General features: G+C 62.4%; 13 protein-coding genes and 1 other RNA gene. 2 read left to right on the top strand and 12 right to left on the bottom strand.

Annotated features, from left to right (window positions below; translation table 11 throughout):
- Positions 1–5 precede the first annotated feature (5 nt).
- The 5 genes from IPM16_03575 to IPM16_03595 all read right to left on the bottom strand — a co-directional run bounded on the left by IPM16_03575 (position 6) and on the right by IPM16_03595 (position 4,731).
- Positions 6–1,034: a histone deacetylase gene (locus IPM16_03575; GenBank protein ID MBK9122191.1), complete on the bottom strand. Its 1,029-nt coding sequence runs from the start codon at positions 1,032–1,034 to the stop codon at positions 6–8.
- A gap of 115 nt (positions 1,035–1,149) precedes the next feature.
- The gene (locus tag IPM16_03580) at positions 1,150–2,802 is read right to left on the bottom strand and encodes a hypothetical protein (GenBank protein ID MBK9122192.1); all 1,653 of its coding nucleotides are present in this window, start codon (positions 2,800–2,802) and stop codon (positions 1,150–1,152) included.
- Positions 2,803–2,808: 6 nt separating this feature from the next.
- On the bottom strand, positions 2,809–3,030 hold the full coding sequence (locus IPM16_03585; protein MBK9122193.1) for a hypothetical protein: 222 nt from the start codon (positions 3,028–3,030) through the stop codon (positions 2,809–2,811).
- On the bottom strand, positions 3,027–3,968 hold the full coding sequence (locus IPM16_03590) for a site-specific integrase (GenBank protein ID MBK9122194.1): 942 nt from the start codon (positions 3,966–3,968) through the stop codon (positions 3,027–3,029). Before IPM16_03590 ends, IPM16_03585 begins: the two co-directional genes overlap by 4 nt.
- 1 nt (position 3,969) lies before the next feature.
- The gene (locus tag IPM16_03595; GenBank protein MBK9122195.1) at positions 3,970–4,731 is read right to left on the bottom strand and encodes a lipoate--protein ligase family protein; all 762 of its coding nucleotides are present in this window, start codon (positions 4,729–4,731) and stop codon (positions 3,970–3,972) included.
- A gap of 130 nt (positions 4,732–4,861) precedes the next feature.
- Here IPM16_03595 and IPM16_03600 point away from each other — a divergent pair, with 130 nt between their 5' ends.
- Positions 4,862–6,217, top strand: coding sequence for an LCP family protein (locus IPM16_03600; GenBank protein ID MBK9122196.1), 1,356 nt, complete (start codon positions 4,862–4,864; stop codon positions 6,215–6,217).
- 52 nt (positions 6,218–6,269) lie between these two features.
- Here the strand turns inward: IPM16_03600 and ssrS are convergent.
- The 4 genes from ssrS to IPM16_03620 all read right to left on the bottom strand — a co-directional run bounded on the left by ssrS (position 6,270) and on the right by IPM16_03620 (position 10,416).
- Positions 6,270–6,445, bottom strand: a non-coding RNA gene (gene ssrS / locus IPM16_03605) — 6S RNA.
- Positions 6,446–6,505: 60 nt separating this feature from the next.
- On the bottom strand, positions 6,506–8,344 hold the full coding sequence (gene aspS / locus IPM16_03610; GenBank protein ID MBK9122197.1) for an aspartate--tRNA ligase: 1,839 nt from the start codon (positions 8,342–8,344) through the stop codon (positions 6,506–6,508).
- Positions 8,345–8,495: 151 nt separating this feature from the next.
- Positions 8,496–9,674, bottom strand: coding sequence for a class I SAM-dependent rRNA methyltransferase (locus IPM16_03615; GenBank protein ID MBK9122198.1), 1,179 nt, complete (start codon positions 9,672–9,674; stop codon positions 8,496–8,498).
- A 1-nt stretch (position 9,675) separates the two neighbouring features.
- A complete protein-coding gene (locus tag IPM16_03620; GenBank protein MBK9122199.1) occupies positions 9,676–10,416 on the bottom strand; it encodes a sulfite exporter TauE/SafE family protein in 741 nt (246 codons plus the stop codon).
- Between the two features lie 295 nt (positions 10,417–10,711).
- Here IPM16_03620 and IPM16_03625 point away from each other — a divergent pair, with 295 nt between their 5' ends.
- Positions 10,712–11,581 (top strand): hypothetical protein, encoded by an 870-nt coding sequence (locus IPM16_03625; protein ID MBK9122200.1) that lies wholly within the window; start codon positions 10,712–10,714, stop codon positions 11,579–11,581.
- Here IPM16_03625 and ligA read toward each other — a convergent pair.
- Genes ligA through polX form a run of 3 tightly spaced genes read right to left on the bottom strand, consistent with a single transcriptional unit; the run spans position 11,559 to position 15,900 of the window.
- On the bottom strand, positions 11,559–13,571 hold the full coding sequence (ligA, locus tag IPM16_03630; protein ID MBK9122201.1) for an NAD-dependent DNA ligase LigA: 2,013 nt from the start codon (positions 13,569–13,571) through the stop codon (positions 11,559–11,561). The two genes, IPM16_03625 and ligA, sit on opposite strands and share 23 nt — an antisense overlap.
- A gap of 10 nt (positions 13,572–13,581) precedes the next feature.
- On the bottom strand, positions 13,582–14,136 hold the full coding sequence (locus tag IPM16_03635; GenBank protein MBK9122202.1) for an SH3 domain-containing protein: 555 nt from the start codon (positions 14,134–14,136) through the stop codon (positions 13,582–13,584).
- Positions 14,137–15,900: a DNA polymerase/3'-5' exonuclease PolX gene (polX, locus tag IPM16_03640; protein MBK9122203.1), complete on the bottom strand. Its 1,764-nt coding sequence runs from the start codon at positions 15,898–15,900 to the stop codon at positions 14,137–14,139. It abuts the gene before it with no gap.
- Between the last annotated feature and the right edge of the window lie 19 nt (positions 15,901–15,919).

Raw genomic sequence — 15,919 nt, forward strand, 5'->3', positions numbered from 1 at the left:
CGGCGCTACAAATGATGCAGGCTGGAGACGTACTCGATGAGCGGTCTTAGGTCGGGTTCCTGCCCCTGCCGCGTCCCGATCGGATCGCTCATAGTGTCGTCACCGAGCAGGGCATGCGCGACGTTACGCCAGCCATGGGCGAGAGTTTCAAGGTCGTAGCCGCCTTCCATCGCAAAGACGATGCGCCCGCCGCACAGCACGTCGGCCATGCGGATCAGTTCGCGCGTTAGGCGGTCGTAGCCAGCGAGGCTAAGGCGAAGCTGCGCCAATGGATCGCGCCAGTGCGCGTCGAAGCCCGCCGAGACGATGATCAACTCGGGCTGAAAGCGCCGGGCTGCAGGCCAGACGATCTCGTTATAGATTCGGGCGAACCCGTGATCACCGACACCGGCAGGCAGCGGAATGTTGATCGTTGTTCCGCGCCCGCGTCCCGCGCCGACTTCCTCTGCGCGCCCGGTGCCGGGGTAGAACGGATACTGATGCGTGGAGACAAACAGCACATCCTCGTCGGCGTAGAACATATCCTGCGTGCCGTTGCCGTGGTGTACGTCAAAGTCCACGATGAGGACGCGTTTGATCCCATGCACACGCTGCGCATGTTTGACGGCGATCGGGACGTTACCGAGGATGCAGAAACCCATACCGCGCTCGGCCAGCGCGTGGTGTCCCGGCGGGCGCACTGCCGCGATCGCATTCTTCGCCTGACCGGTAAGTACGGCATCGACAGCCAGCACGACGCCGCCGGCCGATAGCCGCGCGACTTCGCCGGTTTCAGGCAAGGCGTACGTGTCCGGGTCGAACATGATTGTGCGCTCCTGCACCGGCAGCACGCTCAGCATGGTGCAGTAACTTGGCGTGTGAACGGAGCATATCAGTTCTTCGCTCACTTCATCCGGCGTCAGTTTCAACAATCGTGCGGCCAGTCCGCTTGTCTCAAGCTCGCGCCAAACCGCCTTGATGCGGCCGGCATGTTCGGGGTGGCCGGGATAGTCGTGATCGATGTAAAGCGGATGCGTGACGTAGGCTGTCGTCATGGTGAATAAGTCTCTCTAGCCGGCGTGCGGCGACGCGGCACAATAGCGACCGTCCGCGCGGGGGAGTGAGGCGGTCGAAGCAATTCTAGCACACGGGTGACGTACGCCTGCATCCCTACTTGACCAAATGGCGGCCCCCGCCAAGTTCGGCGACCGGGCGCTTGATGATGTACTCGAACCCGTTCATCGGGATGACTTCGGTCGTCCGGTAGGTGTGATCGATGGCTTGCAGAACCGGTACCGGATAGAACTGGGCGCGCAGGATGATCGCTCCGAACTGCTGGCGGTGGATCATCCGGATGAGCTCGGTCCCGTCGTACTGACCGCGCAGCCAGATGTTCAGCAGTTGGGTGGGATTCGACACGACATCGCGTCCCGCGCGGAAGCTGAACCCCGCCTCCTCGCTCAGCACCGGCAGTTCCGACTCGCGCACGATCGCGGCGATACGCTCGGCGTTTTCGTGATCTTGCGCGGTAACGAGATGCCCGATGTCGGAGTACCCGCCAGCAATCCGGCCCGCGGAGTCGTAGAACCCGTTGAGCGCGTTAGGTTCGATGCCCCACCACGCCGCAAGGTCGGAAAAGACCGGCCCGATCGTCGGCATCTTGAGCACGGCTCGCCCGTAGCCGACAAACAGCAGCGGCACCACGATCAGCGCCGACGCCGTTATTGCGGGCGCGAGCGGGCGGAATACGTTTAGAATGCGGGACAAATAGTTGAGCGGCAGCTTCAGATCGCCCGACAACCAGCGGCTGAACAGGATACCGCTCAGGATACACAGCGCGGCGACCGACGTCGCGAAGTAGCTGTCGCCACCGCCCCATGTCCCCGACGAGAACCCGCCCAGCGTGACGGCAATCACGAACCACACGGCGTAGAGCGAAATGCGGTCGAAGTAGATTTCGTAGACAATCAGGACGGCAGCAGGCACGATCAGGAAGCCGTGCAGCGCGAACCATAATCGAAACAGCCCCTCGACCTGCGGCCAGAACGTGCTGTTGACGTTGGCGACGATCGCTTGTCGCCACCATTCGCCGCCTGTGACGACGTACAGGCCGGCGAACACGGCCGCGCCGACAGCCCCGAACACGACGCCCCACGCAATTGCGCGGCGCGGGTTGCGCAGGAAGAGCCATACCAGTACCGCGATCGCGCTATAAGCCGCAAGCTGCTTGGTATATCCGGCGAGAATCAGCATCCCGAATCCCGCTGCCGTCAAGAGCCTTCGCCGGCGGCTGAAGACAAGGTGCTCGGCGCTGGTCAGCAGCACGACCGCCAGCGCCTCAAACATCACCATCGTCATGTGCTGGCGCAGCAGCGGTCCCTGCCGATACGTGATGTTGGACGCGAGAAACGCGAGGCCGGCCAACAGCGCAATCACGACTCGGCCGCGACCTGTGCGCCGCACGCCGTCACGGTAAATCGCGTAGGCGATTGCAGCGGCCGTAACCAGCGTACCGAGGAACCCGAGCAGGCGACCATACCAGTACTGCGGCCCGAACGCCCACGCGAACGGGATCGCCATGACGTGAAACACGGGCGGATAGTTGCTGGAGTAGAACGGATACGGCTCGACATCCCGATACGGTGATTGGCCCTGCGACATCAGGATCGTGTCGTAGAGCTCGAAACCTTCACCCTGATCGTAGTCGAACGGGAAATTGATGAGGTTGTTGGCGTAGACGACATATACCGCCAGATGGAATGCCATCACCACGAGCGCTGCGCCGATCAAGACCCAATGGGTCGACCGAAGAATCCGGGTCATTGACGCTTAGGCCTTTGCGCGGCCAAGCGGAATCAATGTCAGGCCGAGCACCGCGCCGACGCCCAAGGCGATCATGCCCACGCGCTGTGCCGGACCGATCCCTTGGTCGGACTGGCGGATGATGTCATACGCGATGAGCGCCCCGTTTCCAAGCAAGCCGACGGCAACCAGCGTCAGCCCGAGCAGGCGTTTGCTGAAAGTGAACTCAAGGGAAAACAAGTGTCTCATGCGCGTCCTTCGTCGAGCTTCTGACTCAGTGTCTTCAGCTTCTGTCCCGTCTCATACCAGCTGATGTCGCTCAAGCCGAGCTTCTGCCGGATTTCCGACTCGGGCATACCGGCACGCAGATCGTTGAGCGCGCACGTCCAGCGGCAAATCTCGAACGAAAGCTTAAACTTCAGTCCGGCGCGATCCCCGACAGCCGCAAGCACGTATTCGAGGTTGCGGGCCGTGCAGTCAAAGATGACCTGCGAGGGATGGTACTGGGACATGTACGCGTCATACAGCCCCAACCAGCGCGACGACACCGGGATCTTGCGCTCCTTGAACACGTTGCGCACCTTGAAACGGACCTCAAGCTCAGGGGCGGCGGGGTTGTCGCGCAGGACGTGCACGGGGGTCAGCTTCATGGCTTCGCCCTTCTTGATGCCGGTCTCCAGCAGGAGAGTTAGAAGCATTTCGGGCCGCGTATCCGGCTCTTTGCCGCGCCGGAACGTGAACATGCGCGATTCGCGCATACAGTCGGCAAGCTGCTGCTGCGTCAACACGTCCGACAAAGGCGCCGGCCCGCTGCGCTGTAGAATCTCTTTGGCCGGATCGAAACGGATCGCTTTCAGGTCGTGCAGCCAACGGAAGTACACCTTGAGCGTCGTCACCCTGCGCGCGTAACTCTTGCGGCTGCACGGTACGCCGCGGCCAAACTCGAGCCAGTTCAAGAACCCTTCGAGATCGCGTGTGGTGATCGTTCCGACCGGCGTCCCTTTGCCGAGATGCTGGCCGATCAGATCGAGATCGGCGGTGAAGGCTACGACGGTGTGGTCGGACTTGCCCTCTACTGTCAGGTGATCGGCAAACAATTCCCACGTTGCGTTGAACGGTGTTTGCGCTGTGATGTCCTCGGCACGGGTCGGGAAGTTCTGAAACAGCGGCAGTTGGCGATCGTTCATGTCACACCGCCTGCCGCGCAGAGATTGTGCCATACTTGTCGTGCTCGAGTAGGTCGGCGCGTGTGCGCTCGTCACGGCTGATGACCGACGGACTGAACGCAATATCGAACGCTGACGCAAATGCCGCGGCGATCGCGTCTGCCGACTGCTGCCACGTCACGTTTCGGCCCAGTGCTTCGGACAGCGTTACGGCGCGCCGGCGCACCTGAATCCGCGCGGCCTCACGCGTCTCATCGTCAGGGTAGGCCAGGGCATCACAGATGCGGGCAAGGTCTCCCGTGAGTGGCAGGCTGCCATGCTGCAGCAGTCCGTGCCGCCGCCGGACCTGCGCGCTGCCGATCAGCTTGCGGCCCTCGACGGTGATCTCATAGTGTGACGGGACTTCGAAGCACACTGGCCCGGGTTTGGCGGGCGAAGGTTCTCCGCGGCGCTCGGCGTGCGGGTCTGCTCCCAATGACTCGACTGCGCGCATCAGCGCGGCGCTGATCTGGCAGTAGCTGGTGACGATGTCGAGCGCCGACCACGGATGGTCCGATGGTACCGATACGCTGTAGGTCAGTTCGTCCGTGTGGAGGATGGCACGCCCCCCGGTCGGGCGGCGCACGATATTCCAACCTTGTAACACGATCCGGCTGTGATCCGCATCGGTCGCCTTCTGCCCGATTCCGAGCGACAAGCACGCGGGACTCCACGCGTAGAGCCGCAACGTTGGCGGTTGATCGCCGCGCCCTACGGCCTCGAGGATTGCCTCGTCTACAGCCATATTGCGCATACCAGACGCGGGCTCATCATAGATTAAGCGCCATTGACGCGATTTTTCGCTCAACCTATACTCTCCCTTAGATGACCGTAGTGTACTCACTCGCTCGGCCATCGCCAAGCATGGGTAAATCATGACGTCGAAACCACCGAATCCAGAACGCCAGCCATCGCCAGAAGACACGCTGGTCAGCGGTCGCACCGTCATCTCTACAGACGCGGGTCAGACCATCAAATCTGACATTGTCCCCCACGCGCCGGAGGTGATTCGCCTGCCACGCGCCGACCGTGTAGTTGGTGCCGGGGTGGGTCCGATGCCGACCCAGCCGAGCACGCCGCGCGTCAACCTGCCGCTTCCGCCGCCAGTTCCCCGGCCGAACAGCGCGCGCCAGCGTGCCTTCCATCGTCAAGCGTATGCCCGCAAGCCGGGCGGCGAATGGGCATGGTTGGTGATCGGTGCGGCACTGTTTGGCGTGGCAGTCGTCGTGAGCCTCGCGATGGTCGTGCTGGTTCGCACGGCGCGTTCGACGCCTGCGATCGTACCGACAAGCGAGTCGCCTATCATCGCGGCGTTGCCGACCCCTATCACATTTTTCAACGATGGTGGTCTGCTGGCGATGGGACAGGCCATCACGTTCGAGGACGGCACGCGCGTCATTCTCGAACCGTGGGACGGCCAATCTCGTCTTACCGTTCTGCTGATGGGTATTGACCGCCGCCCGGGCGAGCGCGGCCTGAGCTTCCGCACCGACACGATGATCTTGCTCAGCCTTGACCCGCAGACGGGCAACGCCGGCATGTTGAGCATTCCACGCGATATGTATGTCGAAGTGCCGGGCTACGGAGCGCGCCGCATCAACGAGCCGATGGTGCTCGGCGAACTGCGGCAGGTGGGATACGGCCCGCGCTTAGCGATGGAGACCGTTCAGTACAATCTCGGTATCCGCGTCAATCATTACGTGGTCGTCGACTTCAACGCCTTCGTCACGATTGTCGATGCCTTGGGGGGTATTGAGGTCGATCTGGCCTATACGATCAACGATCCGCTGTATCCGAACATGAACTACGGCTACGATCCGTTCTTCCTGCGTGCAGGTCATCATGTGCTAGACGGCATCACAGCGCTGAAGTACGCGCGCACCCGCCACGGCGACAGCGACATCAAGCGCGCCGAGCGCCAGCAGCAAGTGATCCTCGCCGTCAAGGACAAGGCGACCAGCCCGGAGATGATTCCGCTGCTGCTCGCCAATGCCGGTCAGTTGTGGACGGCCGTACGCGACAACTTCTATACCGATATGTCGCTCGAACAGCTCATCCAACTCGGGCTGTACATCAAGGATCTGTCGTTGGAGAACATCAACCGCGGCGTGATCGACTTCTCCTATCTCAGCAACTATACGACAGCCAGCGGCGCTGCCGTGCTGATCCCGAATCGGGCACGCCTCGGCGGGTTGATGGCACAGGTCTTCGGTACGACCTACAACCAGTAGGCAGTCACAAGAACGCAAACGGCACGGGATAATGCCCCGTGCCGTCTTTATTCAGAACCCCGCAATGCCGTGTGCCACTCTGTTTGAACCTGCATGTGCAGGTGGGAAGCTTTCCCCCGGGTCGCGTCTTGGCCACGCAGGCCTATCACGCTTGCCAGTGAAATGAGCCTCCCGTTTTGTGGGTGTTGGCCCAAACGCGATATGACATCACGCACATCGCAGGATACCGCAGTTATACCAGAATCCCGCCCCCGCAACAATATGGAGTACGGGGGATAATTGCCGACCTTAAGGCGCAGTGGCCTCACCCTTCTCGGGCAGCGGCGCAAGGCGGATGAACAGCTCCTCCAACTGGCCCGGTTCGGCCGGCGACGGGGCGTGTGCCATGACGTCGAGGCCGGACTGCGTCTTCGGGAACGCCGTGACTTCGCGGATGTTGTCGACCTGCGCGAACAGCATGACCAGCCGATCGACGCCCCACGCCATGCCGCCATGTGGCGGAACGCCGTACTCGAACGCTTCGAGCATGTGCCCGAACTGCTCGCGCGCGTGCTCCATTGTCTGCCCGATCAGCGGGAACATCTTCTCCTGCAATGCGCGGTCGTGGATACGGATGCTGCCGCCCCCGATCTCGTAACCGTTGCAGATCAGGTCGTACTGCGACCCGCGCGCCTTGCCCGGGTCGGTGTCGAGTAGCGGGATGTCTTCCGGCATGGGCATGGTGAACATGTGCTGGGAGGGGTCCCACCGCTGATGTTCTTCGTCCCAGTAGAACATCGGGAAGTCGATGATCCACGCAAAGGCGAGCTGCTTGGGATCGGCCAGTTCGAGCGTTTCGGCCAGCGAGCGTCGCAGCTTGTCTACAGCCGCCCACACCGTCTCGCGCTTGTCAGAAAGGAACATCAGGATGTCGCCGGGCTGCGCGCCGGTGCGCTCGAACAGCGCCAGTTTCTGCTCAACGGTGAAGTACTTGCCGATCGGGCCTTTGACTTCACCGGTCTCGTCAAGCGGAAGCGCCATGTACGCCAAGCCCTTCGCGCCGATCGTGCGCACAAGGTCCTCGAGCTCCTTCATCTGGCGCTTGAGACCCTCGCCGCTCAGAATCTGCGTCGGGTCGTCGCGCCGCACGTGCAGCCCCGGTCCGCGTACGACCTTGATCGGCTTACCGGCTTCGGCGTTCTGCTGAAAAATCGGGAATGCGCTTTGCCCGGCGATGTCGGTCACGTCGACCGCTTCGAGGTCATAACGCAGGTCGGGCTTGTCCGACCCGTAGGTTTCCATTGCTTCGGTATACGTCAGGCGGCGCAGGGGCCGGTACTTGAGCGGCATGTGCGGGACGACGCTATCGCACAGCGCGATCACCATCGCCTCCATGATCTGTATGACGTCCTCGCGTTCGACGAAACTTAGCTCCATGTCGAGCTGCGTGAACTCCGGCTGACGGTCGCCGCGCAGGTCTTCGTCGCGGAAGCAGCGCGCGACCTGAAAGTACTTCTCGTAGCCAGCCACCATTAGAAGCTGCTTGAGCTGCTGCGGGGATTGCGGCAGGGCATAGAACTTGCCGGGCTGCAGACGGCTTGGCACGAGGAAGTCGCGCGCGCCTTCGGGCGTGGTCTTGAACAGGATCGGCGTTTCGATTTCGATGAACCCTTGACCGTCCAAGAAGTCGCGCAGGAACTTCACCGTGCGGTGGCGAAGCACCATGTTCTGCTGCATGTTGGGGCGGCGCAGGTCGAGGTAGCGATACTGCATACGGCGCAGTTCGTCGATGTTCTCGTCACGATTGATGAGGAACGGAGGCACCTTCGACGCATTGAGGATTTCGACCCGGTCAGCCACGATATCGATCGTGCCGGTGGACATTTCGGGGTTGTCGGTGCCCTCGGGGCGGCGGCGGACGGTGCCGTGGACCTGCAGCACAAACTCCATGCGCGCCTGATGGCACACCGCGTGTGCTTCCGGCGTCGTTTCTTCGTCGGCCACGATTTGCACCAGTCCCCAGCGGTCGCGCAGATCGATGAAGATCAACCCGCCCTGATCGCGGCGACGATTGACCCAGCCCGCCAACGTAACGGTTTGACCGATGTGCGATTCGCGCAGTTCTCCGCAGGTGTGCGTCTTCATCATGGGTAAGTTCCGAGTGGGTGTACGACAGGATTACGGCGCATCAGGATAACACGTGCGCCAATAGACGACTAGGCGGGAGATGGAAACTCGCTGCCGAGCCATAGCATTTCGCGCATTTTGATGAACGGCAGCGCCTCGTTCGCGCGGCCGGCTAGTACACCCGGAGCAGCAATCCCTTTAGATACGCGCCTTCCGGAAAGGTCAGGGCGACGGGGTGATCTTCGCCGGGGCCGAGGTGGCGCAGGATTTGCGCCTGCCGGCCCGCGTCGGCCAGCGCGCCGAACACGATCTTCTGGAATAGGTCCTCGCTTATGGCCCCCGAGCACGAGAACGTCATCAGGTAACCGCCCGGCTTGATGATCCGGAACGCGCTCAGATTGATGTCTTTGTACCCGCGCGCGGCCTTGTCGACCTGCTGCTTATTCTGCGCAAATTTGGGCGGGTCGAGCACGACGACATCGAACTGTTCGCCAGCCTGATGCGCCTCGCGCAAGTACGAGAACGCGTCGGCCTCGATCAATTCGCCTTCGCTCTGGTTGAGCTCGAAGTTCGACCTCGCCAGCGCCAGCGCGTCGGACGACGAGTCGACGTTGACGACCTCGGCGCCAGCCAGTGCCGCGTGAACGCCGAATCCACCGGTGTAGCTGAACACGTTGAGTACACGCGCCGGCTTGATACGCTCGATCAATGTGTACAGCAGGCCGCGGTTGGGTGCTTGATCAAGGTAGTGGCCGGTTTTGTGCCCGTGGCGCACATCCACAAGTAAACGCGCGTTTTCCTGAATCTCGATGTGTTCAGGGGGCGCTTCGCCCCACAGCACACCGACCGACGGGCGAAGCCCTTCGAGCTTGCGGACATCGACATCCGAGCGCTCGAATACGCCGCGGGCATGCGTGAGGTGTGCTAGATGCTCGGCCAGCTCGGCCTTGCGCTGGTCGATGCCGAGCGTCAGCGCCTGCAGGACGAGCCAGTCGCCGTAGCGGTCGACGATCAGGCCCGGCAGGTAGTCGTTCTCCGCGTTGACGAGCCGGTATACGGCCCGCGGCCCGCGCTGCGGGCGATGACTGCGCGCGGTGACCGCCCGCTGCAGTTGGGCGTGCCACCATGAGTCGTCGATCGGCTCGTCGCGCCACGTCAGCAGGCGCACGGCGATCTGCGACTTCGGGTTGTAGTACCCACGCGCCAGCCACTCTTTTGCGCTGGATTGCACGTCTACGATGTCCCCGGACTGAGGATCGCCGGCGATGTCGGCGATGGCGCCGCTGAACACCCACGGATGCTGATTGCGGACGGGCTTTTCACGCCCGGCGACCAGAGTGATTTGGTTCACGTTATGCTCCGAATGCGAGGATCAGCGTTCGCACGCTGAGCACGAGGATGAGAAGGCCGACCAGCAGCATCATGCGGCGCACCGGGAGGCGTTTGCACAGCAAGGCAGCGAGCGGAGCCGCCGGCACGCCACCCAAGATGAGCCCGAGTACGGGCGTCCAGTCGAGCGTATGCGCCACCGTCGCAAACGTTGCCGCCTGCGCCAGCGTCACGAAGAACTCGGCAATACTTACGGTGCCGATGACTTTGCGCGGATTGTTGCCGTTGACGACCAGTGTTCCGGTGACGATGGGGCCCCACCCACCGCCGCCGATCGAGTCGAGGAATCCGCCGGCCGAGCCGAGAATGGGCGTTGAGGTCCGTCGCCAAATCAACGACGTGGACCCGAGCGACCGGTAGATGATGAGGCTGCCGAGGGCGGCCAAATAGACCGCAACGACGGGCTTGATGACGTCGGCCGGGATGTTCGAAAGCAATGCCGCTCCGATCACGCCGCCGAGGATACCGGCGACCGACAGACGAAAGAGCAGGCGCTTATTCACGTTGCCGATGCGATAGTGGGCGTAGCCCGATGCCGCGCTGGTGAATATCCCCGCGGTATGCGTAGCCGCGCTAGCCGCCACAGGGGGCAAGCCCGCGCTCAGCAGCAGCGTGGTCGATGTCGTCTTGTAACCCATGCCGAGGCTGCCGTCGATCAACTGGCAAACGAAGCCGATGACGGTATAAATCAAGAGTGTTTCCAAGGGGCCTCAAGATGACCTGCTTCGAGAATCGAACCAACGGTACTGCTTGCCGGCAAGACCTGCAAGACACGGTTTAGTAACGGCACACCGGCGCTGAACGCCCTTGTCCTGAAGGTCGGGCAGACCGCTGCCGCGATGTGACGTACAGTGTCTCACGATGGATCGCCTTGCGTCCTGTGACAATGATCACGCATAGGCGGTGCCGGACTACACTGGCTGGTCTGCTGCCGCCGTCATACCCTGAGCAATGGTGACAGTGTCGCGTCCCAGTTGGTCATTGTTGAAAGGACACGCGATGATTCTGCAGATTCTTCTCCTACTGCTTGGAGCATTGGCACTACTCCTCGCAATCGGTTGGCTGGGTCTGCAAGTCCCTTCGCCACCGTTCGAGCTCCCTACCGCAGGCGCGGATCCGCGCCGCGTGCCGATCCCGGCCGGACTACCGTCTCCGGTCGAACGATACGCGCGCATCCTGTTTGGCGAGAGCATTCCGGTCTTTGACACCGCGATGATTACCGGGCACGCCCGTCTTTCGCCATTTGGGCTGCCAATGCCAACCCGCTTCCGGTTCTACTATGATGTCCGGCGCAGCAGTCACTATCACGAGATTCATGTCACTTGGTTTACCCGACCAATTCTGCGCATCCACGAACGGAACCTCGAGGGTCATGTAACGCTTCACTTGTCGCTACTCGGGAGCGTTGACGACCAACCGAAGACGAACCGTGCCGGAATACAAGGGTACTGGGCGGAAGCGCTCGCGTGGCTGCCTTCCATCGTCCTGACCGACTCTCGCGTCCAGTGGGTCCCGATCGACGAGACATCCGCCCGTCTGATGCTGCCCGGTCTGGATGACGTCGAGGCGTTTACCGTACGATTTGACCCCAATACCGGCTTGATGACTGACGTCGAGACGATGCGTTATCAGGCGGAAGAACACACTGAACGGTGGCACTGGCACAACTCCGTCAGCGCGTGGGGCACGGTCGACGGTTTGCGCGTCCCGACGGCCTCGCCATCGCGCTGGAACGACTCCAAGCCGTGGGCGACATGGATCATCGACCACATTGCGCTGAACGCGGATGTGGCGGCGCGTTTCGCCCGATTCGGCGGCGAGATTACGTCTGCGGCAGGAGCGGCGCCTAGCCCGCAACCATCTGCTTGAGTCTCGCCTCGTCAATGATCGGCACGCCAAGCTGCCGCGCCTTGTCGGCCTTGCTGCCCGGCGACTCGCCCATAAGAACGTAGCTGGTCTTCTTGCTCACACTGCCAGAGATCTTCCCGCCGTGCGCCTTGATCATGGCCTCGGCTTGCTCGCGGCTCAACGTCGGTAGGGTACCGGTCAATACGAACGTTAGCCCGGCCAGCGAGTCCGACTCCGTCACCGGTGCGGCCGACGCGAACTGCACGCCCGCCTCCTTCATCCGCTGGATGAGATGGGCGTGCAGCGGATCGCTGAACCACGCCGCGATATTGGCGGCAAGGATCGGTCCGATGCCTTCGACTTCCTGAACTACATCGGGAGAGGCGGCGGCGAGCGCGTCGACCGTATGGAAATGGGCAGCGAGCGATTCCGCGACTGTACTGCCGACGCCATCGATGCCGAGTGACGACAACACCTGCGCCAGCGGCCGGCCTTTCGCTGTATCAATTGACTTGAGCAGATTCTCGATGCGCTTTTCTGCGAAGCCGTCCAGCCCTTGCAGGTCCTCTGCCGTGAGCGCGAACACATCCGCTTCGTCTTTGATCAAGCCGCGATCGAAGAAGAGCTTGACCGTCTGCGGTCCCATTCCCTCGATATCCATCGCCCCGCGTGAGACGAAGTACTCCACCTGCCGGAACACGCGCTCAGGGCACTGCGGGTTGGTGCAGTAGTAATCGACCGCGCCCTCCGGCTGAACCACTGGCGAGTCGCAGTGCGGGCAGCGGTCGGGCGGCGTGATCGGCGTCTCGTCACCGGTGCGCGCGTCGAGGATTGGACCGATGACGTACGGGATGACGTCGCCGCTGCGCTTGATCACGACGCGGTCTCCGATGCGGATATCGAGGTTCCGCACAAAGTCGTAGTTGTGCAGCGTCGCGTTGACGACCGTGACGCCGCCGACGAACACCGGCTCAAGCTGGGCCGTCGGCGTGAGCTTTCCCGTTCGTCCGACGTTGTGGGTTACGCCGACAAGCGTTGTCGATGCCTCCTCAGACGGGAACTTGAACGCCGTCGCTCCGCGCGGGTCTTTTCCCACAACGCCCAACTCGGCCGCGATGCGCAGGTCATTGACCTTGATCACCAAACCGTCGATCTCGTAGTCGAGTTGGTTTCTGCGGGATATCCACGTGGGTATCTGCTGGATAATGTCGGAAAGTGTGGGAAAGTGTTGGGAAGACTGTGGGATAGTAAAGCCAATATCCCGCAGGTATTCCAACGTTTCCCACTGCGTGCGTGTGGGATAACGGTCCGCAGCGACGATGGCGTAGATAAACGCGGTCAGCGGTCTGCCTGCCGTGATACGGGAATCTTTCTGCTTTAGGGTGCCGGAGGCCGTGTTGCGCGCGTTGACGTACAGCGGCAGACCCGCCTCTTTCTGCCGTTCGTTCAGCGTGGCGAAGTCGTGCTTGAGGAACATTACCTCGCCGCGCACGACCAGCCGAGACGGCACGTCGCGCGGCGATGCGGGATTCGCTGGAATCCGCAGTGGGATACTGCGGATCGTGCGGACGTTCGCCGTCACGTCGTCACCGACGAGGCCGTTGCCACGCGTCGCAGCGCGCGTCAGCACGCCGTTCTCGTACGTGATGACGAGGGTCAACCCGTCGAGCTTGGGCTCAAGCGTATAGTCGAGCTGCGTATCGGCCGGCAGCAGCCTGAGGTTGCGCTGCTCCCACTCCTGAATCTCGTCCTCGGTGAAGCAGTTCGACAGGCTCAGGATCGGCGCGGCGTGGGTGAGCTTGGGAAAGTCGCCCTGCAAGTCGCTGCCCGCACGCTGAGTCGGAGAGTCGGGCGTGATCAGCTCGGGATGGGCGGCCTCGAGCGCGACCAGCTCGTGATACAGCCGATCAAACTCGGCATCCGGAATAATCGGCGCGTTGAGGATGTAGTACCGGTAGATGTGCTCGTTGATTTCCTTGCGGAGTTCTGCGGCGCGTTCGGCGTCGTTCATCGGCCAGTCCTCAAGGCAGGGTAGCGGGTTCAAGATAGTTGGAGGCCGCCCATCCGCTGCGGCCCGAAGACGGATCGTCGATGCGCCACCACGTCAAGCCATCGGCTTGTGACGGGCCGTCGCCGATGATGAAGTAGGAACCTTCCGGCGCGCGGAAAAGGATTTGCGTGTCGACTACTCCGGGCTGACTGCGCACGTTAAGCTGTTGATCGCCGACGTCGACAACTCGAATCGTCTTGCCGATGGCGATTTGCTCCGGGGTCGGCGTAAAGACGATCGGCGGCAGGGTGGGGCCGATCATCGCAAGCTGGCTGGCGCGGGTTTGTTCGACCACCAGCACAGGAGCGCCGGCTTCGAGTGGCGCCGACTGCGCCGTAAGCAGCAGCTCGGGTGGCGCTGTGCGCACGACCAGCGTGATCGGCGCTGCAGGTGGCGTTTGGCCGCCCAGCGCGAGGAACGCGGCAACCGCGCCAGCAACACACAGAAGCGTTATCGCCGTCACGGCCGCGCACGACCAAAGCGGCGGCATCAGGCCCGGCGGACGGGGTGAGGGCGGTGCGTGCATTTAGCGGCCGCGCCCCTTGGCCCACGCGAGAAACTCGTCGGCGGACAGTGCATTCAGGACATCGCTGGCGGCTACCCAGCCTCGCCGTGCCGTCAATACGCCGTACGGGAGATAGTGCAGTTCCGTTGTCCGGTGCGCGTCGGTGTCGATGGCAATCTTGATACCCATTTCGACCGCGCGGCGGGCGTACTGCGCTTCAAGGTCGAGCCGTTGAGGGTTACTGTTGATTTCCAACGCTGTCCCGCTGCGCGCTGCGGCCTCGAACACGGCATCCATGTCGAGGTCAGCCGGTTCACGGTCCGGGATCAGTTGGCCGCGCGGATGCCCGATCAGGTCGACGTGCGGGTTTTCCAGCGCGTTCAGAAGCCGCCGCGTGATCTGCTCGCGAGGCTGCCGCAAGCTGACATGCAGCGAAGCCACAACGAAGTCGAGCTGTTCCAATACGTCGTCAGGGAAGTCGAGCGATCCGTCGGCAAGGATGTCCATCTCGGTGCCGTGAAACACGCGGATGCGCCCGTTCATCTCGGCGTCGACCTTGCGGACTTCCGCCTGCTGTGCCAGCAGACGCTCAATTGAAAGCCCGTTGGCGATGACCGCACCGCGCGAATGATCGGTAATGACGATGTACTTGCGACCTGCGGCCAGAGCCGCTTCAGCCATCTCGCGAATTGATGCGCTGCCATCGCTCCAGGTCGTGTGCATGTGCAGGTCGCCTTGCAGCGCGTCCAACGTCACGAGATCGGGCAGCGTGTTGGATTCGGCGGCGTCGATTTCGCCGGCGTCTTCGCGCAGTTCGGGCGCGATCCACGGCAATCCGACCTGCGCGAAGACTTCTTCCTCTGTGGCGCACAGAATTTTCGGCGCGCTTTCGATGATCTGCCGGTTGTCGTCGACCGGGCTGAACGCGTGCTCGTTGAGGCTCAATCCGCGCTCTAGCGCGCGCTCGCGCATGCGAATGTTGTGCTGCTGGCTACCGGTGAAGTAGGCGAGCGCCGTCCCCCAACGCTCCTTCTCCAACACGCGCAGGTCGACTTGCAGCCCATTGACCAACTCGACCGAGCTCTTGGTCGGACCTTGTCCGAGAATACGAGCGACGCGCTCCTGCGAGACGAACGCCTCCATCACGGCCGGCGCATCGTCCATGGACTTCACCGCGACGAGCAAGTCGACGTCGCCGATCGTCGGGCGCCCGCGTCGAATACTGCCGGCGATCGCACCTTCGACAACTTGCGGAAGTCCTCGCAGCGTGTCGAGGATTGCCTCTGCAGCGGGATACGCTTGGCCCAGCGGCGTTCGTCCGGTACGGCGCGAAAGCATCTCGATCCCGGCGATGATGTTGGCCTCGGACTTCTCGCCCATCTTGGGCAGGTCGCGCAGGCGGCCCGACCGCGCCGACTTCTCGAGGCTGGCGAGGTCGGTGATCCCGCGTTCTTTCCAGAACATCGCGGCCTTCTTGGGACCTACGCCATTAACGCGCATCACGTCGACCAGCGTCGCCGGGATTTCGGCGGTGAGCTTCTCGTAGAACTCAAGCTTGCCGGTTTCCAGCAGCTCTTCGATCTTCTCGGCCAACGTCTTGCCGATGCCGGGGACTTCGGTGAGGCCGCCTTCGCGCGCGATTGCTCGCAGGTCGCGCGGGACCTCGCGAATGCTTTCCGATGCGCGCCGGTAGCTGAGGACTCGGTGGATGATCTCTCCCTTGATTTCCAGCAGATCGGAGATTCTCTCGAACAGATCGGCAATGTCTCGATTGGTCAGGGTCACGGGGTGCTCCGCGTTGGCT

Origin of the sequence: Candidatus Flexicrinis affinis (genome assembly GCA_016716525.1) — a bacterium.
Lineage (GTDB): Bacteria > Chloroflexota > Anaerolineae > Aggregatilineales > Phototrophicaceae > Flexicrinis > Flexicrinis affinis.

Bases quoted from the DNA above. Each gene is read 5' to 3' on its own strand.
- IPM16_03575 (MBK9122191.1), bottom strand. From the start codon at position 1,034: ATGACGACAGCCTACGTCACGCATCCGCTTTACATCGATCACGACTAT.
- IPM16_03580 (MBK9122192.1), bottom strand. From the start codon at position 2,802: ATGACCCGGATTCTTCGGTCGACCCATTGGGTCTTGATCGGCGCAGCG.
- IPM16_03585 (MBK9122193.1), bottom strand. From the start codon at position 3,030: ATGAGACACTTGTTTTCCCTTGAGTTCACTTTCAGCAAACGCCTGCTC.
- IPM16_03590 (MBK9122194.1), bottom strand. From the start codon at position 3,968: ATGAACGATCGCCAACTGCCGCTGTTTCAGAACTTCCCGACCCGTGCC.
- IPM16_03595 (MBK9122195.1), bottom strand. From the start codon at position 4,731: ATGGCTGTAGACGAGGCAATCCTCGAGGCCGTAGGGCGCGGCGATCAA.
- IPM16_03600 (MBK9122196.1), top strand. From the start codon at position 4,862: ATGACGTCGAAACCACCGAATCCAGAACGCCAGCCATCGCCAGAAGAC.
- aspS (MBK9122197.1), bottom strand. From the start codon at position 8,344: ATGATGAAGACGCACACCTGCGGAGAACTGCGCGAATCGCACATCGGT.
- IPM16_03625 (MBK9122200.1), top strand. From the start codon at position 10,712: ATGATTCTGCAGATTCTTCTCCTACTGCTTGGAGCATTGGCACTACTC.
- ligA (MBK9122201.1), bottom strand. From the start codon at position 13,571: ATGAACGACGCCGAACGCGCCGCAGAACTCCGCAAGGAAATCAACGAG.
- IPM16_03635 (MBK9122202.1), bottom strand. From the start codon at position 14,136: ATGCACGCACCGCCCTCACCCCGTCCGCCGGGCCTGATGCCGCCGCTT.